An 18,038-nucleotide genomic window follows, 5' to 3' on the forward strand; every position below is an offset into this window, starting at 1 on the left:
TGTCATGACCACAGTGCGATATGGCCATGACAGGCCGCGGCGCGGCCGCTACGGTCGAGGAGCCGTACGGCATCACGAGGGGCGGGCGCATGGGCGAGCAGCGGGTGGGACTGGGCTACGGCTTCGCGGCCTACGGGCTGTGGGGGCTCTTCCCGCTCTACTGGCCGCTGCTGGAACCGGCCGGCGCCCTGGAGATCCTGGCGCACCGCATGGTGTGGTCGCTCGGGGTGGCCGCGGTCATCCTGCTGGTGCTGCGCCGCTGGGCGTGGATCGCCGAACTGGCCCGCCAGCCGCGGCGGATGGCGCTGGTCGCGGCCGCGGCGACCGCGGTCACCGTGAACTGGGGCGTGTACATCTGGGCGGTGAACGCCGGCCACGTGGTCGAGGCGGCGCTCGGCTACTTCATCAACCCGCTGGTGACCATCGGCCTCGGCGTGCTGGTGCTGCACGAGCGGCTGCGGCCGGTGCAGTGGGTGGCCGTCGGCATCGGCTGCGTGTCCGTGGTGGTGCTGACCGTCGGTTACGGGCGGCTGCCGTGGATCGCGCTCACGCTGGCCTTCTCCTTCGGCGGCTACGGGCTGATCAAGAAGAAGGTGGCGATGGGCGGCCTGGAGTCGCTCGCCGCCGAGGCGAGCGTGCAGTTCCTGCCCGCGCTCGGCTACCTGATCGTGCTGGGCGCGAGCGGCGACTCCACCTTCACCCACCACGGGCCCGGCCACGCCTCGCTGCTCGCCGCCTGCGGCCTGGTCACCGCGATACCGCTGATCTTCTTCGGGATGGCCGCGACCCGGCTGCCGCTGTCCACCATCGGCCTGATGCAGTACCTCACCCCGGTCTCGCAGTTCCTGATCGGGGTGCTCCACTTCCACGAGACGATGCCGCCCGACCGGTGGGCCGGGTTCTTCCTGGTCTGGGCCGCGCTGGTGGTGCTCACCTGGGACGCGCTGCGCACCGCCCGCCGGGGCCGGCTCGCGCTCGCCGCGGCCGGGGCCGGCGCCGCGCCCGGCCGGGCCGCCGCGGGCAGCACTACGCGGTGATGTCGCGCGAGGTGAACCGCGCCCACGCGGCCGACCCGAACACGGCCGCGTACAGCGCCTGGAGGCCCAGGTTCCTCCCCGTCGCGCTCCACTGCACGGGGTCGCGCAGCACGTCGGCGAAGCTCAGCCAGTAGTGCGGGAAAAGATACGGCTGGACCGCGTGCAACTGCGGGATGGAGTCCACGATCTGCACGGTGATCAGCACGCCGACCGTGGCCGCCATGGCGCCGATCCCGCTGTCGGTCAGGGTCGAGACGAACAGCCCGACGGCGGCCACGCCCACCAGCGACCCGGCCACCAGCACCGCGATCAGCAGGGCCCGCAGCATGCCCTGGGAGAGCGGGATCGTGGTGCCCGACAGGGTCGTCACATCCCCGACCGGGAAGAGCACGCACCCGACGACCAGGCCGGACCCGGCCACGACCAGGGTCGCGGCGAGGCAGAAGGCCAGCACCGAGGCGTACTTGGCCAGCAGCAGGCGGGTCCGCCCGGCCGGGGCGACCAGCAGGTAGCGCAGGGTGCCGCCGCTCGCCTCGCCCGCGATCGCGTCACCCGCCACCACGCCGACCGCCATCGGCAGGAAGAACGGCAGGGTCGCGGCGAGCGCGGTGAAGACCAGGAACAGGCCGTTGTTGCTCACCTGCTGGATGAACGCCGGTCCGTTGTCGCTGTGTGCGCCGCCGCCGAGGGTCCCGCCGTCGCGGGTCTCGATCCGGACCGCGACACCGACCAGCACCGGGACGCCCACCAGCACCCCGAACAGCGCGAGGGTCCGCCAGCGCCGGAAGACGAGCAGCAGCTCGGAGCGGAACAGCCCGAGCGTCCACCGCAGCCGCGCCGCCCGTGCGGCGGCCGGGCCCGGCGCCGTGCCGGTCCGCTGCGGTGCCCCGTCGGTGCGGTCCGCCGCCGTCTCAGCCCGCGACATCGAAGCCCTCCCCGGTCAGCGCCACGAACGCGTCCTCCAGCGTGCCGCGTTCCAGGCCGAAGCCGCGCACCCGGACCCCGCCGGTGACCAGCGCCGCGTTCAGCTCGGCGAGGTCCGGCGGCGGCGCCGGCAACTCGCCGGTGACGCGCTGCCCGTCGGTGGTCAGAGCGGTCACCCCGCACCCGGCCAGCACCCGGACCGCGTCGGCCGGGTCCGGGGTGGTGACGGCCAGCCGCCCCCGGCCGCCGGCCGACAGTTCGGCGACCGGCCCCTGGGTGAGCAGCCGGCCGCGGGCCATCACGGCGGCGTGCGTGCAGACCTGCTCGATCTCGTCCAGCAGGTGCGAGGAGAGGAAGACGGTCGTGCCGTCGGCTGCCAACTCCCGTACCAGGGTGCGGATCTCCCGCATGCCCTGCGGGTCGAGGCCGTTCGTCGGCTCGTCGAGCACCAGCAGGTCCCGCGGCTGGAGCAGGGCCGCGGCCAGGCCGAGGCGCTGCTTCATGCCGAGCGAGTACTGCCGCGCCCGCTTCTGGGCGGCCGCGGCCAACCCCACCCGGTCCAGGGCCGCGCCGACCCGGGCCCGCCGGGTGCGCGGGTCGGCGGTCGGGTCGGCCGCGTCGTAGCGCAGCAGGTTGTCGCGGCCGGACAGGAAGCCGTACAGCGCCGGGCCCTCGATGAGGGCGCCGACCCGGGGCAGCACCGTGCGGGCCGCGCGCGGCATCGGGTGGCCGAGCACCCGGGCGGACCCGGCGGTCGGCTCGACCAGGCCCATCAGCATGCGGATGGTGGTGGTCTTGCCGGAGCCGTTCGGGCCGAGGAAGCCGAAGACGCTGCCGCGCGGCACCCGCAGGTCGAGGCCGTCGACCGCGAGGGTGCCGCGGTAGCGCTTGGCGAGGCCGCGGGTCTCGATCACGGCCTCGCCGGGCGCTGCCGCCAGGGCCGGCTCCGCCATCGCACTCCTTCACGGTCTCGGGTCGTCGGGGTCGCCGGTCGTCCGGTCGTCAGGGCGGGGTCCTGCGGCCACGCGGCCGCGCGGGCGCTTCCCGCGACGGGCCGGCTACTTCGCGCCGTCGGCGGCCGCCTGGGTCAGCGCGGACTGCGTGACCGCGCCGGCGTAGAGCGTGCCCTTGTCGGTGAGGAGCACGTTCACCAGGCGGGTGTGGAAGACGGTGCCGGTGCCGAAGGAGCCGGTGACCTTGGTGCCGTAACTGTCGAGCAGGGACTGCGCGTCGGCGCCGCCCTGGCCGCCGGAGCCCTTGGTGGCTGCCGTGCCCGCGCCGCCGGTGTCGATGACCGCGATGGAGTCCCAGCCGGTGCCCAGGACGGTGGGCGCGGCCAGGGCGGACAGGGCGCCGGAGCCGGAGCCGCCGGACGCGCCGGACGCCTTGCCCTCGGTCACCTCGGCGCCCTTGGGCGCGCTGAACGCGAAGGTGCTCGCGGCCGGGCGGCCGAAGCCGACCTTGGTGAAGCCGATGTCGAAGACGGCCTTGCCGCCGCCCTTCGGGAGCAGGGTGAACTTCAGCGGCACCCCGGTGCCGGAGTCGACCGCGATGCGCACGGAGCCGACCGTGGTGCGGTCGGCGTGCTCGGGGGTCACCACCAGCTCGTAGGCGCTGCGGCCGGCCACCCGGGCGGTGCCGTCGACCGTGATCGAGGCGGTGCCCCGCGCCGCGGCGAGCACCTGCTCGGCGGCGGCCTGCGGGGTGGTGGGCACGCCCGCGGCCCCGTCCGCGCCCGCGCCGTCCGCACCGTCCGCCGCGGGCAGCGTCGCGTGGTACGCCTGGTTCGACGCGCTGTCGTACGCCCACAGTTGGGTGCCGTTGTGGATGACGCTGTACTCGGCGGTCGGCTCGATGACCGAGACCTTCTGCCGGTCCGGGCCGTCCACCGACACGTGCAACTGGTGGGTGCCGGCCAGCAGCTGGACGAGCTGCGTCTGCGGCGCCGCGGACGAGCCGCTGCCGCTGCCGCCGTTGCCGCCGCCCTGGCCCGCGCCCGACAGCAGGCCGTCGGCCGCGCCCCCCGAGAGCGCGTCGGGCAGGCCCAGGTCGGTGCTCACCTTCACGGTGCCGTCCAGGGTGCGGGTGTGCGAGGCCGCGATCTTCGTCAGCAGCTGCTGCGCGGTGATCTTCGGCAGCGACGGGGTGCCCGCGTCGGCGAGCGCCGGGACCAGCGTGATGGTCGCGGCCGCCACTCCCGCCACCGCCACGGGTACGGCGTAGCGCGCGATCTTCCGGCCGCGGCCCCGCGGTTGCTCCGGCTCCTCCGGCTCGGGCCGTCCGATCCGTTCGGTCAGTGCCATTGCGTCTGCCTCCGTCGTCAGCGGCGGTCTGCTCGCAGCGGACCCTCTCCCAGGCCCCATTCTCCTCCCGCCGCGCCCCGACCGAGTCCCCCCACGGGCTGCCCTTCCCGTCCCCCTGGGGTATGACACCCCCTTAGGTCACTCCGGAGTCCCTGGGGCCGCTGCGGTCGCTGCCGGAAGAGCCGCGCAGATCCGGGGAGCGGTCAGCCGGCGCGGTGGACGACGGCGTCGCAGAGCGCGGCGAGGGACGCCTTCGCGGGGAGTTCGGGCAGCGGGGCGAGCGCCGCGCGGGCCTCGTCGGCGTAGCGGACGGTGTCGCGGCGGGCCTGTTCGAGCGCGGGGTGCGCGCGCAGCAGGTGCAGCGCCTCGGCGTGCAGCGCGTCGTCCGTCAGGTCGCCGTCGAGGAGTTCGTTCAGCCGGCGGTCCTGCGGGGTCTGCGGGCCGCTCCCCTGCGCCCGCCACCGGCGCAGGTGCAGCACCGGCAGCGTCGGGATGCCCTCGCGCAGGTCCGTGCCGGGCGTCTTGCCCGACTCGTGGCTGTCGCTGGCGATGTCCAGGACGTCGTCGGCGAGTTGGAACGCGACGCCGATCCGCTCGCCGTACTGCGTCAGGACGTGGACCACCGACTCGTCGGCGCCGGACATCATCGCCCCGAACCGCCCGGAGACGGCCATCAGCGAGCTGGTCTTGCCCGCGATGACGTCCAGGTAGTGGTCGAGCGGGTCGCGCCCGTCACGCGGGCCGACGGTCTCCATGATCTGCCCGGTGACCAGGCGTTCGAACGCCTCGGCCTGCACCCGCACCGCCTCGGGCCCGAGGTCCGCGAGGATGTGGGAGGCGCGGGAGAAGAGGAAGTCGCCGGTGAGCACGGCCACCGAGTTGTCCCAGCGGGAGTTGGCGCTCGGCACCCCGCGGCGCACGTCCGCCTCGTCCATGACGTCGTCGTGGTAGAGGGTGGCGAGGTGGGTCAGCTCCACGACGACGGCCGCGGGCACCACCCCGGGCGCGTGCGGGTCGCCGAACTGCGCCCCGAGCATCACCAGCAGTGGCCGGAAGCGCTTGCCGCCGGCCCGCAGCAGGTGCCGCGCGGTGTCGGTGATGAAGGGGACGTCGCTCTTGGTCGCCTCCAGCAGCCCTTCCTCCACGGCTGCGAGACCGGCCTGGACGTCGGCATCGAGGTTCTCGTCCCACACGCTCAGCCCGAAGGGCCCGACGACGGTCACGAGGGGTACTCCTGTCGCTGGTCTGGCATCTGGCGGGTCTGTCCCGGGGCGGCTGGCGGCTTGCTGCGGCTACTGCGGGGAACCGCCGCACGAGACCGTCCGGGGACGGGGACCTGCGACTGCTCCTACCGGCAGGGTAGCCGGTCAGGTGTTGATCACCGCCGGGGCATGGCCCTGCGACGAGCTACGGACGATCACCGCCCGTATAATCCTGATCACCCGGGTTTATTCATATACGACCCACTCGAAAGAGTGAAGTGCGCGAACAGGGGAATACTCGGCCGATATCGAATGCTTGAACGGGCGGCCGTTCCGGAGGAGAGGCAGGATCGCCACGCACCATGCCGAACTACACTCTCGGCAGCACCATGTGACATGTCCTCGCTTCGGATGAACACCCGACAGAAGAACTGAGGAGGTGGATCGATGGGCCCCTACCGTGCCGACCTGGGTGAAGACCTCACCGAGGAGGAGGCGGAAGCCCACATACGCGGCGTGTGCTTCAAGACCGGACCGCCCGAACGGACCGGCGTGGAGCTGGAGTGGCTGGTCCAGGACCGCTCCGATCCGCGCGAACTGATATCCGTCGAACGGCTCGATGCGGCGCTCGCGCCGGTCGAGGCCCCAGGGGCACTGCCCCGGGGCAGCAGGCTCACCCGCGAACCGGGTGGCCAGGTGGAGCTGAGCTCCCCGCCCGCACCCTCGCTCAGCGGGTGCGTCACGGCGATGGCCGAAGACCTCGCCGCCCTCCGGGAAGCCGTCGAACGCGCCGGGCTGGTGCTCGTCGGCTCCGGACTCGATCCCCACCGCGAACCGCCCCGCGTCCTGGACCATCCCCGCTACCGGGCGATGGAGCGCTTCTTCGACCGCGAGGGCCCCTGGGGCCGCACGATGATGCGCCGCACCGCGTCCTTGCAGGTCAACCTGGACAGCGGCGACGACAGCGCGGGCATCACCGGATACCGCAGCCGGTGGGCGCTGGCCCACCGGATCGGCCCGGTGATGGTCGCCGCCTTCGCGAACTCGCCCTTCCGGGACGGCCGCCCGACCGGCTGGGTCTCCACCCGGCAGGCGAACTGGGCGCTGATGGACCCCGGTCGGACCCGGCAGCCGCGGCACGACGGGCGGGACGAGGACCCGCGTGCGGCATGGGCCCGGTACGCCCTGGACGCCCGGGTGCTGTGCATCCGGCAGGAGGGCGCGCCGGCGGGCGCCCCCGCGGCGCAGGCGGCCGTCGCCGCCGCGGGCCCAGGTGCGGGCCCGGCCGGCGGCCCTGCGGCGGGCTCCCCCGCCGGCACGGATCACGCTCGCCGCGACGACTGGTCCGCTCCCCATGGGCTCACCTTCCGCCAGTGGGTGCGGGGCGCGCCGGGCGTGCGGCGGCCCACCGCCGACGACCTCGACTACCACCTCAGCACTCTCTTCCCCCCGGTCCGCCCGCGCGGCTGGCTGGAGCTCCGGATGACCGACGCGCAGGACGGCGACCAGTGGATCGTGCCGACGGTGCTCGCGGCAACCCTCCTGGACGATCCGGTCGCCGCGGAGTGCGCCTACGCCGCCACCGAACCGTTCGCCACGGACGGTGACCTGCTCCCCTCCGATCTCGTCTGGCGCCGCGCCGCCCGGACCGGCCTGGCCGATCCGGAACTGGCCCGAGCGGCCCGCGCCTGTTTCGCCGCCGCCGAGAGCGCGCTGTCGCGCGCCGGCGCTTCCCCGGCCCTGCGGCAGGCCCTCTCCGACTTCGCCGAGCGCTACCCCGAACGCGGCCGATGTCCGGCCCACGACCAGTTGGACGCGTTGAGCCGCGCCTGACCCACCGGAAGGCTAGTCGTGACAGACCCCCGTACTCCGTACCACGGCGCTGCCGAGAACCAGGCCCCGCCGACCCCTTCAGCCGCTCCGGCACCTTCGGCCCCCCGCGTCGCACCCGCGGCTTCGGCCGGCGGCGCCCCGACGGCCCCGCCCGGCCACCCCGGTGGGCCCGGCCACCCCGGTGACCCGGCTGACCCCGCCGACCGGGCCCGGGCCGCGCTGCGGGCCGCCCGGCACCGCACCGGCGTGCTCACCGACTCCGTCACGGACGACGACCTGGTCGCCCAGCACTCCCGGCTGATGTCCCCGCTGGTGTGGGACCTCGCGCACATCGGCAACCAGGAGGAGCTGTGGCTGGTCCGCGAGGCCGGCCGGCGCGGCGGGCTGCGCCCCGACCTCGACCACCTCTACGACGCGTTCCGGCACCCCCGCGCCGACCGCCCCGCGCTGCCGCTGCTCGGCCCGGCGCAGGCGCGCGCGTACGTCGCCGAGGTGCGCCAGGAGTCCCTGGACGTGCTGGCCGGGGCGGACACCGACCCCGGCCACCCCGAACGGCTGCTGGCGGGCGGCTTCGTCTTCGGGATGCTCGCCCAGCACGAGGCGCAGCACGGCGAGACGATGCTCGCCACCCACCAGCTGCGCTCGGGCCCGGCCGTCCTGGACGCCCCCGCGCCGCCGCCCGCGCCCGCCGACGCGGCCGCGCTGCCGCGTGAGGTCCTCGTCCCCGGCGGCCCGTTCACCATGGGCACCAGCACCGAGCCGTGGGCGCTGGACAACGAACTGCCCGCGCACGAGGTGCCGGTGGCGCCTTTCTGGCTGGACACGGTGCCGGTCACCAATGGTCGGTACGCCGACTTCATCGACGCCGGCGGCTACCGCGACCCGCGCTGGTGGACGCCCGCGGGCTGGCGGCACGTGCAGGACGCCGGGCTCATCGCGCCGCTGTTCTGGTCCCGCGACGGGGACCGCTGGATTCGGCGCAGGTTCGGCCATGTGGAGGCGGTGCCCGCCGACGAGCCGGTGGTGCACGTCTGCTGGTACGAGGCCGACGCCTACGCCCGCTGGGCCGGCCGGCGGCTGCCGACCGAGGCGGAGTGGGAGAAGGCGGCGCGGCACGACCCGGCGTCCGGCCGCTCGCGCCGCTACCCGTGGGGCGACGCCGACCCGGGGCCGGAGCACGCCAACCTCGGGCAGCGGCACCTGCGGCCGGCGCCCGCGGGCAGCTACCCCGCGGGCGCGGCGCCCAGCGGGGCCCGCCAGCTGATCGGCGACGTGTGGGAGTGGACGTCCTCGGACTTCGCCCCCTACCCGGGCTTCGCCGCCTTCCCGTACAAGGAGTACTCCGAGTTGTTCTTCGGGCCGGAGTACAAGGTGCTGCGCGGCGGCGCGTTCGGGGTGGACCCGGTGGCCTGCCGCGGCACCTTCCGGAACTGGGACTACCCGATCCGCCGGCAGATCTTCGCCGGGTTCCGCACCGCGCGGGACCTGACGGAGGCGGAGGCGGGCACCGGGGCGGCGCGGGCAGCGGGAACGTCGGGGGCGGCGGGCGGTGGGAGCGCCTGATGTGCCGCCATCTCGCGTACGTGGGACCGCCGTTGCCGCTGGCGCACCTGCTCGTGGCGCCGCCGCGGGGCCTGTACGAGCAGTCCTGGCAGCCGCGGCGGCAGCGGCACGGCACGGTGAACGCCGACGGTTTCGGGGTGGGCTGGTATCCGCTGGCGGAGACATCGGCCGACGCAGCCGACGCGCCCCAGGCGCCGGCGGCGGCGGACGGTGCGGGCGTCGGCGGTGGCGTTGGCGTTGGCGTTGGCGTCAGTGCGGAACTGCCCGGCGACGCGGGCGTGCCGGTGCCCGCCCGCTACCGCCGCGCGCTGCCGATATGGGCCGACCCCAACTTCACCGAGCTGGCCCGGGTGATCCGCAGCGGTGCCGTGCTGGCCGCGGTGCGCTCGGCCACCGAGGGCACCGCGCCCGACGAGGCGGCGGCCGCGCCCTTCCGGGACGGGCGCTGGCTGTTCAGCCACAACGGCGCCATACCGGACTGGACCCGGCTGCCCACCGGGCTCGCCGCGGCCGAACTGCTCGCCCTGGAGGCGCGGTCGGACTCCGCGCTGCTGTGGGCGATGCTCGCCGGCCGGCTGCGCCGGGGCGAGCCGCCGGGCGGCGCGCTGGCCGCCGTGGTCCGCGAGGTCGCCGCCGCCCGGCCGACCGCGCGGCTCAACTTCCTGCTCACCGACGGCCGTACCATCGCCGCCAGCGCGTGGGGCGACACGCTCTGGTACCGGGTCCGCCCGGGCGCGGTGGTCGTCGCGTCAGAACCCGACGACGCGGTCGGGGCCGCGCTCGGCGAGTGGCGCGAGGTCCCCGACCGTTCCCTGCTCCTGGCCACCACGGAAGGCGTCCGCGTCATCGCGCTGCGCCCCGAACGCAAGGACACCACCCTCATGAGCGACGAGAACCAGAGCCGCTTCACCCTCGACGACCGGCTGCCCGCCGGGTACTTCACCGACACCCTGCACGCCGACGTGGCCGGCGGTCTGACCGCCGCGCCGCGCACCCTGCCGCCCAAGTGGTTCTACGACAAGCGCGGCAGCGACCTGTTCGAGCAGATCACGAAACTGCCCGAGTACTACCCGACCCGGGCCGAGCAGGAGATCCTGGTCCGCCGGGCCCCGGAGATCGCCGCGGCCACCCGCGCGGCCACCCTGATCGAGCTGGGCTCGGGCTCCTCGCGCAAGACCCGGCTGCTGCTGGACGCCCTCACCGCGGGCGGCACGCTGCGCCGCTACGCGCCCCTGGACGTCAGCGCGTCCGCGCTCGAGGCGGCCGGGCGGGCGATCTGCGCCGACTACCCCGGGCTCGAAGTCGCCGCCACCGTCGCCGACTTCGAGGGCGGCATCCCGCTGTCCGACGAGCCGGGGCCGCGGCTGCTCGCCTTCCTCGGCAGCACCATCGGCAACTTCGACGGCCCGCAGCGCGCCGCCTTCTACCGCACCCTGACCCGCTCGCTGAGCAGCGACGACATGCTGCTGCTCGGCGCGGACCTGGTGAAGGACCCGCAGGTGCTGATCCGTGCCTACGACGACGCGGCCGGTGTCACCGCCGAGTTCGACAAGAACGTGCTGCACGTCCTGAACCGCGAACTCGGCGCGGACTTCGACCCGGACGCCTTCGAGCACGTCGCCGTCTGGAACGCCGAGGACGAGCGGATGGAGATGCACCTGCGCGCACGGGTCGCCCAGACCGTCAAGATCCCCGACCTCGACCTGTCGGTGGACCTCGCGGCCGGGGAGGACCTGCGCACCGAGCTGTCCTGCAAGTTCCGCCGCGAGTCGCTGACCGCCGAGCTGCACGCGGGCGGCTTCACCGTCCGCCACTGGTGGACCGACGACGCCGCCCGGTTCGCGCTCCTGCTGGCCGTGCCGAACTGATCCCGGCCGCCCGCCCACAGCCGCCCCGGGGCTCGCGTCCACCGACGCGAACACCGGGGCGACGTGCGTGAGTTGGACGTATCGGGCAAGCGGATCGGGGGCCCGGCCGACATGGCGGAAGGTGTCGTTTCTCTCCTCTAGAGTGATCGACTACAGCCGTTGGGCGAACAGTTCGGGTACGGCACGGATTCGGGTACGGCACGGAGGTGTGCGGTGGGCGACTTCGACGCGTTCGAGCGCGAGGCGTGGGCCGGACGGGCGGAGGCGTACGCGCGGAGCTTCGGGCTGCTGTGCGCGCACACCGTGCCCATGCTGCTCGACGCCGCCGGGGTGGGCGCGGGCGTGCGGGTACTGGACGTCGGCACCGGGCCGGGCACCGCGGCGGCGCTGGCGGTGCGCCGGGGCGCGGAGGTCTTCGCGGTGGACGCGGAGCCGAGCATGGTCGAGCGCGCGGCGCGGGCGGTGCCCGAGGCGCGGGTCCAGCACGCGCTGCTGCCCGAACTCCCCTTCGCCGACGGCGAGTTCGACGCGGTCGTGGCGAACTTCGTGGTCAACCACGTGGGTCGGCCCGCGGCCGCGCTCGCCGAGCTGCGCCGGGTGGCCGGGCCCGGCGGCCGGGTCGCGGTCACGATCTGGTCCGCGCCGCCCGCGCCGGGGCAGGCGCTGGTGGGCCGGGCCCTGGAAGCGGCCGGTGCCACCCGGCCCCCGTCCATCCCCCTGATCGCCGAAGAGGACAACTTCCCCCGTACCGAGGAGGGCCTGGCCGGGCTGCTGACGGGAGCCGGGCTGACCGGGGCGCGTTGCACCACACTGAGCTGGGACCACGTGGTCGACCCCGAGGTGTGGTGGTCGGGACCGGCCGCCGGGATCGCCACGTCCGGCCAGATCCTGCACTCCCTCCCCCCGGGGGCTGTGGCGGAAGTACGGCGCCACTACGACGAGTTGGCGGCTCAGTTCCGCACCGCCGACGGTGCGCTGTCCCTGCCGCACTCCGCGCTCCTGGCCTGGGCGACCACGTCCTGACGCCCGTACGGGGGCAGGGCGTACGACTCAGGCGGCCCGGCTCAGGCGTACGGTGCGGCCGGGGTGAACGGGATGTACGGCGAGACGAACAGGTAGTCCGGGTCGTGCGCCGGGTCGTGGCCGGTGTGGCGGGCGACCACGAACTGGAAGCCGCGGGGCGGCGGTCCGGGCCGTTCGGCGACCGTGCGGGCCACGGAGTTGCGCAGCATGCGGTAGGCGGGGGCCTGGGTGAGGTCGCCGTCGAACTGCCGCATGACGGCGACGAGTTCGTGGCACAGGTCGTAGAGCGCCTTCTCCCGGCGGCGGTTCGGGAACCACACGGTGTGCAGCGGGCGGCGCGGGGTGATCGCGGAGCCCTCCTGCCAGGGGGTGGCGCGGCCGTCGGCCTCCTCGGTCCGGAACAGGACGTGGAAGTCGTGGCGGGCCGGTTCGGGCGCGAAGAAGCGCCAGTTGGGGATGAGGGCGCCGGTGCCGTCCAGGGCCGCGAGCCGGTTGAACTCCGGGCGCGGGTGCTGGCTCAGGACGGTGGCCGCGAACCAGGTGGCGAGCGCCGCGAGCGCCAGCGCGCCGACCGCGTCGGCGCCGCCCGGTGCGGGCCGGCCGCTAAGCGGGGACATCGGCGGCCCTCCCCCGCTCGGCGGTGGTGCCCGCGGTGAAGCCCGCGACCAGTTCGGCGACGGCCCGGGCGGAGCCGCGGGCGGCGAGCACATGCTCGCGGGGGGCGTCCACGGTGTGCACCTGCGTGTGCGGGGCGCGCCGCAGGTACTGCTCCTGGCGGGCCCGCCGGTCCTCCGGCGGCGGGCCGCCGGGCTCGCACAGCACCAGGCAGGTGGGGACGGCCGCGGCCGGGACGCCGGCGGTGCCGCGCAGCGCCCGCCACTCGTCGCGGGCCGCGCGCCACCCGGCGGCGTCGCGGTAGTGCGCGCGGGCCAGGCCCCGTACGTCCGGTGGGAGCAGGCGCAGCCAGTCCGGGTCGCGCAGCAGCTGGCCCAGGCCCAGCCGCAGGGAGACGGTCATCTGGTCGAGCAGCGCGGTGACTTCGCGGTGGTGCTCCGGTTCCGCGTCCTGCACGCCCGGGTGGTAGGGGTCCACCAGGGCCAGGCCCGCGAGGCGGTCCTCCAGGCGGCTCGCGGCGGCCGCGGCGACCGCTCCGCCGACGCCGTGGCCGACGAGGACCGCGGGCTGCCCGTCCGCGACGTGGTCCACCAGCTCCGCGAGGTCCGCCGCGGCGCCCGCCGGCCCGCCGCCCGGCCGGGGTCTCTCCCGCGCCCCGCTCCCGGCCTGCCCGGCCCGGTGGTAGGTCACCACCTCGTACCGCTCGGCCAGTTCCCGCACCAGCCACTCCGCGCGCTCGGGCGACTCGGCCAGCGCCCCGCTGAGCACCACGACCGGTGCCGCGGCGGTGCTCTTGCGGCGGTGCGTGCCGAGCGCGGTGGCGCGGCGGTGGACGAGGAGGGTGCCGGCGGTGGTGACGAAGCGCTGCTCGTCGCCGCGGCCGCGCAGCACCGTACGGCGGTCGCGGGCGCGTACGACGGCGCCGGCGGTCAGCGCGGCGGTCAGGGCGGCGCCCGCGGCGAGCGGGAAGGTGTCGTCGCGGCGCTGCACCAGCCCTCCGGGCAGGGGGCGTTCGCGCGGCCCGGTGACGTAGAGCACCGCCGGGTGCAGGGCGCAGAAGCCGGTGAGGAAGCGGCCCAGGCCCATCACGCCGGCGTTGGCGAGGTGGAAGCCCGCGGCGGCGGCGACCAGGGGGACGGCGGGGCGGCCGCGGGCCAGGTGGACCGCGGGGAAGGCCGATTCGAGGGCCACCACGCAGGTGCAGACCGCTTTGGCGGCGCGCGGGTGGTCGTGGGCCAGCCGCCAGGCGTGCTCCTGGCCGTAGGAGACGGTGCGCAGCACCCCGGACAGGGCGCGGCCGCTGCGCCAGGTCCGGCTGGACGCCTTGACCCAGCCGGACGCGGTGTAGGACAGCACCGACTGGAGGCCGGCGAACCACAGACAGGCGTCGACCGTGGCGGGCCGGCGCTGCTCGGCCGCCCGGGCGATGGCGGCGGCGGTCTGGGCGACGAACGCGGCCTGGTCGGCGCCGTCGGTGCCGTAGTGGTTGCGCGGGTAGAGGGCGAGGGAGGCGGCGCAGAGCACCGCGTCGGCGGCGAGGCGGCCGCGGCGGGGCAGCGGCAGGAGCAGGGCGCCGGCCGCGGCGACGCGGGCGGCGTGCAGGGTGCGGGTCACGGCGGGCCGGCCCACGGCGTCGAGCGCGGCGCGGGCCGGGCGCGGCCAGCGCGCGAACTGCCCGCGGGCGACCTGCCAGTCGTTGAGGCCGCCGGGGCGGCGGTCGCCGGGGGTGGCCAGGTACTCCAGGCTCGCCACCAGGTGGTTGACCGCGCCGAGGCGTTCCATCGCGGTCAGGGCCGTCCCGCGGTCCACCGTGGGCGGTGCCACCGCGGCACGCAGTATGCGCTGGAGTCTCGGCACGGGTCTTCCCCTTCCTGGCGGGTTCGTCGGCAGGCGCTCGTGGGGCGCCCTCCCTCCCGCCGCCGGGCCGGGGTGGGAGGGAGGGCGAGCAGGCGGGCCTTACGCGTCGGGCAGGGTGCCGCCGCTGACGCTGATCGACACGCTGACGGAGCAGGTCACCAGTACGACGGACAGGATGGGCTGCACCTCGGTGCTCGCCAGCCGCTGCACGTCGGTGGCCCGCAGCGGCACGGCCGCCAGCTCGGTGCTGTCGTTCGCCTTCGCGGCAAGAGGGGACACGGGGGTTCTCCTTCGGTCGAGGCCGCCCGCTGAGGGCCGGCCGCCGTCACGTTCGGGCCCCACCCGAGGCGGGCCCGCTTCGCCCGGCCGAGGAGCGGCAGTGCGGTCGCGCCGTGGCCGGCGACGGCGTTCAGCATTCCCCACCCCCCGCCCACCGGTCAACTGATGTGAATAACAAACCACCATCCGTTCATCTGAGTTGACATCCCGTACGGGGAAACGGCGAAGGGGGCCCGGGATGCCGGGCCCCCTGCGCACCAAGGGTGGGGTGGTGGGTCAGCGGACGAAGACGCCGGCCTTGTCGGCGAGGTCCAGGAAATACTGGGGGGCCAGGCCCAGGACGACCGTGACGGCGACGCCGAGGGCGATCGCGGTCGAGGTGAGCGGGGAGGGCACGGCGACGGAGGGGCCGTCGGCCTTGGGCTCGCTGAAGAACATCAGCACGATCACCCGGATGTAGAAGAACGCCGCGATCGCCGAGGAGATCACACCCACGATGACCAGCGGCATCGCCCCGCCCTGCGCCGCGGCCTTGAAGACCGCGAACTTCCCCGCGAACCCGGAGGTCAGCGGGATGCCGGCGAACGCCAGCAGGAACACCGCGAAGACCGCGGCGACCAGCGGCGAGCGGCGGCCCAGGCCCGCCCAGCGCGACAGGTGGGTGGCCTCGCCGCCCGCGTCGCGCACCAGGGTGACCACCGCGAACGCGCCGAGGGTCACGAAGGAGTACGCGGCCAGGTAGAACAGCACCGACGACACGCCCGCCTTGTCGGTGGCGATCACGCCGGCCAGGATGAACCCGGCGTGCGCGACGGACGAGTAGGCCAGCAGCCGCTTCACATCGGTCTGGGTGACCGCGATCACCGCGCCGATGACCATCGTGGCGATCGCCACGCCCCACATCACCGGCCGCCAGTCCCAGCGCATCCCCGGCAGCACCACGTACAGCAGCCGCAGCAGCGCGCCGAACGCGGCGACCTTGGTGGCCGCGGCCATGAACCCGGTGACCGGGGTCGGCGCGCCCTGGTAGACGTCCGGCGTCCACATGTGGAACGGCACCGCGCCGACCTTGAACAGCAGCCCGACCGCGACCATCGCCAGCCCGATCAGCAGCAGCGCGTCGTTCCCGGTGGTGTCGGCGAGCGCCGGGGTGATCTTCGCGGTGCCGTCGACCACCGAGGAGATCCCGGAGTACGACACGGTGCCCGCGTAGCCGTACAGCAGCGCGATGCCGAAGAGCAGGAACGCCGACGAGAAGGCGCCGAGCAGGAAGTACTTGACCGCGGCCTCCTGCGACATCAGCCGGTTGCGGCGGGCGAGCGCGCACAGGATGTACAGCGGCAGGGAGAAGACCTCCAGCGCCACGAAGAGCGTCAGCAGGTCGTTCGCCGCCGGGAAGACCAGCATCCCGCCGACGGCGAAGAGCAGCAGCGGGAAGACCTCGGTGGTGGTGAACCCGGCGCGGACCGCGGCCTTCTCCTGGTCGCCGCCGGGCACCGCGGAGCCCTGTGCGGCGAAGGAGTCGACGTGCCGGCCGTGGGCCTTCGGGTCGAGTCGTCGCTCGGCGAAGGTGAACACCGCGACCAGCGACACCAGCAGGATGGTGCCCTGGAGGAAGAGCGCCGGGCCGTCCACGGCCACCGCGCCCATCGCCGCGATGTGCGCCTTCGTGGTGCCGTAGCCCTTCTCGGCGAGTGCCACCACGGCGGCGAACGCGGCGGCCAGGCCGACCACGGCCAGCACCACCTGGGTGGTGTAGCGGGACCGGCGGGGCACGAACGCCTCGGCGAGCACCCCCACCATCGCCACGCCGAAGACGATCAGCACCGGGGACAGCTGCGCGTACTCGATGTGCGGGGTGGGGAAGCGGTCCGTGGTGGACGCGGCGCTCGTCCACAGGGTGTGGACGGCGGGTCCCGTATGCAGTGCGGCGCTCACTTCTTCGCCTCCAGCGCGGGCTTGGGGTCGGTCTTGTGCACGTCGGAGAGCGTGTGCTGGACCGACGGGTTGACGATGTCCGCCACCGGCTTGGGGTACACGCCGAGGAAGAGCAGCAGCGCGATCAGCGGTGCGACCACCAGCAGTTCACGTGCTTTCAGGTCGGCCATGCCCTCGATGCCGGCCTTCACCGGGCCGGTCATGGTGCGCTGGTAGAGCACCAGCACGTACAGCGCGGCGAGCACGATGCCCAGCGTGGCGACGATGCCGAGCACCGGGTGCCGGCTGAAGGTGCCGACCAGCACCAGGAACTCGCTGACGAACGGCGCGAGCCCCGGCAGCGACAGCGTGGCCAGGCCGCCGACCATGAAGGTGCCGGCGAGTACCGGCGCGACCTTCTGCACCCCGCCGAAGTCGTCGATCAACCGCGACCCGCGCCGGGTGATCAGGAACCCGGCGACCAGCATCAACGCGGCGGTGGAGATGCCGTGGTTGACCATGTAGAGCGTCGCGCCGGACTGGCCCTGGCTGGTCATCGCGAAGATGCCCAGGATGATGAAGCCGAAGTGCGACACCGACGCGTAGGCGATCAGCCGCTTGATGTCGCGCTGGCCGACCGCGAGCAGCGCGCCGTAGATGATGCTGATCACCGCGAGCACCAGGATCACCGGGGTCGCCCACTTCGAGGCGTCCGGGAAGAGCTGGAGGCAGAAGCGCAGCATCGCGAACGTGCCGACCTTGTCCACCACCGCGGTGATCAGCACCGCGACCGGCGCGGTGGACTCGCCCATCGCGTTCGGCAGCCAGGTGTGCAGCGGCCACAGCGGCGCCTTCACCGCGAAGGCGAAGAAGAAGCCGAGGAAGAGCCAGCGCTCGGTGGTGGTGGACAGGTCCAGGTGCCCGGCGGCGCGGGCGGTGAGGATCTCCTGCAACGAGAAGGTGCCGGTGCCCAGTTGGTCCGCGGTCGCGGCGTACAGCCCGATCACCGCGGCCAGCATGATCAGCCCGCCGACCAGGTTGTACAGCAGGAACTTCACCGCCGCGTACGAACGCTGGCGGGCCGCCTCCTCCTCGCCGGAGGCGTGCGCCCGGTCGCCGAAGCCGCCGATGAGGAAGTACATCGGGATCAGCATCGCTTCGAAGAAGATGTAGAAGAGGAAGACGTCGGTGGCCTCGAAGGAGAGCACCACCATCGCCTCGACCAGCAGGATCAGCGCGAAGAAGCCCTGGGTGGGCCGCCAGCGCCGGTTGGGGTCGGGCCCCTCCAGCGGGTCGGCGTCGTGCCAGCCGGCGAGCATCACGAACGGGATCAGCACCGCGGTCAGCGCGACCATGACGACCGCGATGCCGTCCACGCCCAGGTCGTAGTGGAGCCCGAAGCTCTTGACCCAGGTGTGCGACTCGGTGAGCTGGTAGCGGTCGCCGTGCGGGTCGAACCGCACCAGCGCCACGATCGCCAGCACCAGCGTGCCCAGCGAGAACGCCAGCGCCGTGTACTTGGCGGCGAGGCGGCGCGCGGCGGGCACCGCGGCGGTGACGACGGCGCCGACCGCGGGCAGCGCCGCGGTGGTGGTCAGCAGAGGAAACGACATGAGC

General features: G+C 74.4%; 14 protein-coding genes and 1 pseudogene. 6 read left to right on the forward strand and 9 right to left on the reverse strand.

Annotation, left to right across the window (positions count from 1 at the left end):
• Positions 1-89 precede the first annotated feature (89 nt).
• Positions 90-1,037: an EamA family transporter RarD gene (gene rarD, locus AC3ERT_RS11975; protein ID WP_435173948.1), complete on the forward strand. Its 948-nt coding sequence runs from the start codon at positions 90-92 to the stop codon at positions 1,035-1,037.
• Here rarD and AC3ERT_RS11980 read toward each other — a convergent pair.
• From AC3ERT_RS11980 to AC3ERT_RS11995, 4 genes are all read right to left on the reverse strand, one after another.
• Positions 1,027-1,962, reverse strand: coding sequence for an ABC transporter permease (locus AC3ERT_RS11980; protein ID WP_435173934.1), 936 nt, complete (start codon positions 1,960-1,962; stop codon positions 1,027-1,029). The genes rarD and AC3ERT_RS11980 overlap by 11 nt on opposite strands.
• Positions 1,949-2,914: an ABC transporter ATP-binding protein gene (locus AC3ERT_RS11985; protein WP_435125372.1), complete on the reverse strand. Its 966-nt coding sequence runs from the start codon at positions 2,912-2,914 to the stop codon at positions 1,949-1,951. The genes AC3ERT_RS11980 and AC3ERT_RS11985 overlap by 14 nt, the downstream gene beginning before the upstream one ends.
• 105 nt (positions 2,915-3,019) lie before the next feature.
• Positions 3,020-4,264, reverse strand: a complete 1,245-nt coding sequence (locus AC3ERT_RS11990) for a LolA family protein (protein WP_435173935.1) — start codon at positions 4,262-4,264, stop codon at positions 3,020-3,022.
• Positions 4,265-4,467: 203 nt separating this feature from the next.
• Positions 4,468-5,487 (reverse strand): polyprenyl synthetase family protein, encoded by a 1,020-nt coding sequence (locus tag AC3ERT_RS11995; RefSeq protein ID WP_335978394.1) that lies wholly within the window; start codon positions 5,485-5,487, stop codon positions 4,468-4,470.
• Positions 5,488-5,913: 426 nt separating this feature from the next.
• Between AC3ERT_RS11995 and egtA the strand changes: the two genes are divergently transcribed.
• The 5 genes and pseudogenes from egtA to AC3ERT_RS12020 all read left to right on the forward strand — a co-directional run bounded on the left by egtA (position 5,914) and on the right by AC3ERT_RS12020 (position 11,753).
• Positions 5,914-7,299, forward strand: coding sequence for an ergothioneine biosynthesis glutamate--cysteine ligase EgtA (gene egtA, locus AC3ERT_RS12000; protein WP_435125379.1), 1,386 nt, complete (start codon positions 5,914-5,916; stop codon positions 7,297-7,299).
• A gap of 246 nt (positions 7,300-7,545) precedes the next feature.
• Positions 7,546-8,862 carry an ergothioneine biosynthesis protein EgtB gene (gene egtB, locus AC3ERT_RS12005; protein ID WP_435125382.1) on the forward strand — a complete coding sequence of 439 codons (1,317 nt, stop codon included), beginning with the start codon at positions 7,546-7,548 and terminating at the stop codon, positions 8,860-8,862.
• Positions 8,862-9,632: pseudogene (locus tag AC3ERT_RS12010) on the forward strand (class II glutamine amidotransferase); the annotation flags it as partial. The gene egtB and the pseudogene AC3ERT_RS12010, both read left to right, overlap by 1 nt.
• 111 nt (positions 9,633-9,743) lie before the next feature.
• Positions 9,744-10,730 (forward strand): L-histidine N(alpha)-methyltransferase, encoded by a 987-nt coding sequence (gene egtD / locus AC3ERT_RS12015; protein WP_435125602.1) that lies wholly within the window; start codon positions 9,744-9,746, stop codon positions 10,728-10,730.
• Positions 10,731-10,943: 213 nt separating this feature from the next.
• Entirely contained in the window at positions 10,944-11,753 is an 810-nt protein-coding gene (locus AC3ERT_RS12020; RefSeq protein WP_435125385.1) for a class I SAM-dependent methyltransferase, read from the forward strand.
• Between the two features lie 41 nt (positions 11,754-11,794).
• Here AC3ERT_RS12020 and AC3ERT_RS12025 read toward each other — a convergent pair whose 3' ends face one another.
• The 5 genes from AC3ERT_RS12025 to AC3ERT_RS12045 form a co-directional block, all read right to left on the reverse strand.
• On the reverse strand, positions 11,795-12,370 hold the full coding sequence (locus tag AC3ERT_RS12025; protein ID WP_435125388.1) for a hypothetical protein: 576 nt from the start codon (positions 12,368-12,370) through the stop codon (positions 11,795-11,797).
• The gene (locus tag AC3ERT_RS12030; protein WP_435173937.1) at positions 12,357-14,225 is read right to left on the reverse strand and encodes an alpha/beta fold hydrolase; all 1,869 of its coding nucleotides are present in this window, start codon (positions 14,223-14,225) and stop codon (positions 12,357-12,359) included. The genes AC3ERT_RS12025 and AC3ERT_RS12030 overlap by 14 nt, the downstream gene beginning before the upstream one ends.
• A gap of 99 nt (positions 14,226-14,324) precedes the next feature.
• Positions 14,325-14,504, reverse strand: a complete 180-nt coding sequence (locus AC3ERT_RS12035; RefSeq protein ID WP_335978401.1) for a hypothetical protein — start codon at positions 14,502-14,504, stop codon at positions 14,325-14,327.
• 276 nt (positions 14,505-14,780) lie between these two features.
• Positions 14,781-16,442 (reverse strand): NADH-quinone oxidoreductase subunit NuoN, encoded by a 1,662-nt coding sequence (gene nuoN, locus AC3ERT_RS12040; RefSeq protein WP_435125397.1) that lies wholly within the window; start codon positions 16,440-16,442, stop codon positions 14,781-14,783.
• Positions 16,439-18,034 carry an NADH-quinone oxidoreductase subunit M gene (locus AC3ERT_RS12045; protein ID WP_435125400.1) on the reverse strand — a complete coding sequence of 532 codons (1,596 nt, stop codon included), beginning with the start codon at positions 18,032-18,034 and terminating at the stop codon, positions 16,439-16,441. The genes nuoN and AC3ERT_RS12045 overlap by 4 nt, the downstream gene beginning before the upstream one ends.
• Positions 18,035-18,038: the final 4 nt, after the last annotated feature.

The organism is Actinacidiphila sp. bgisy145, from assembly GCF_057708125.1.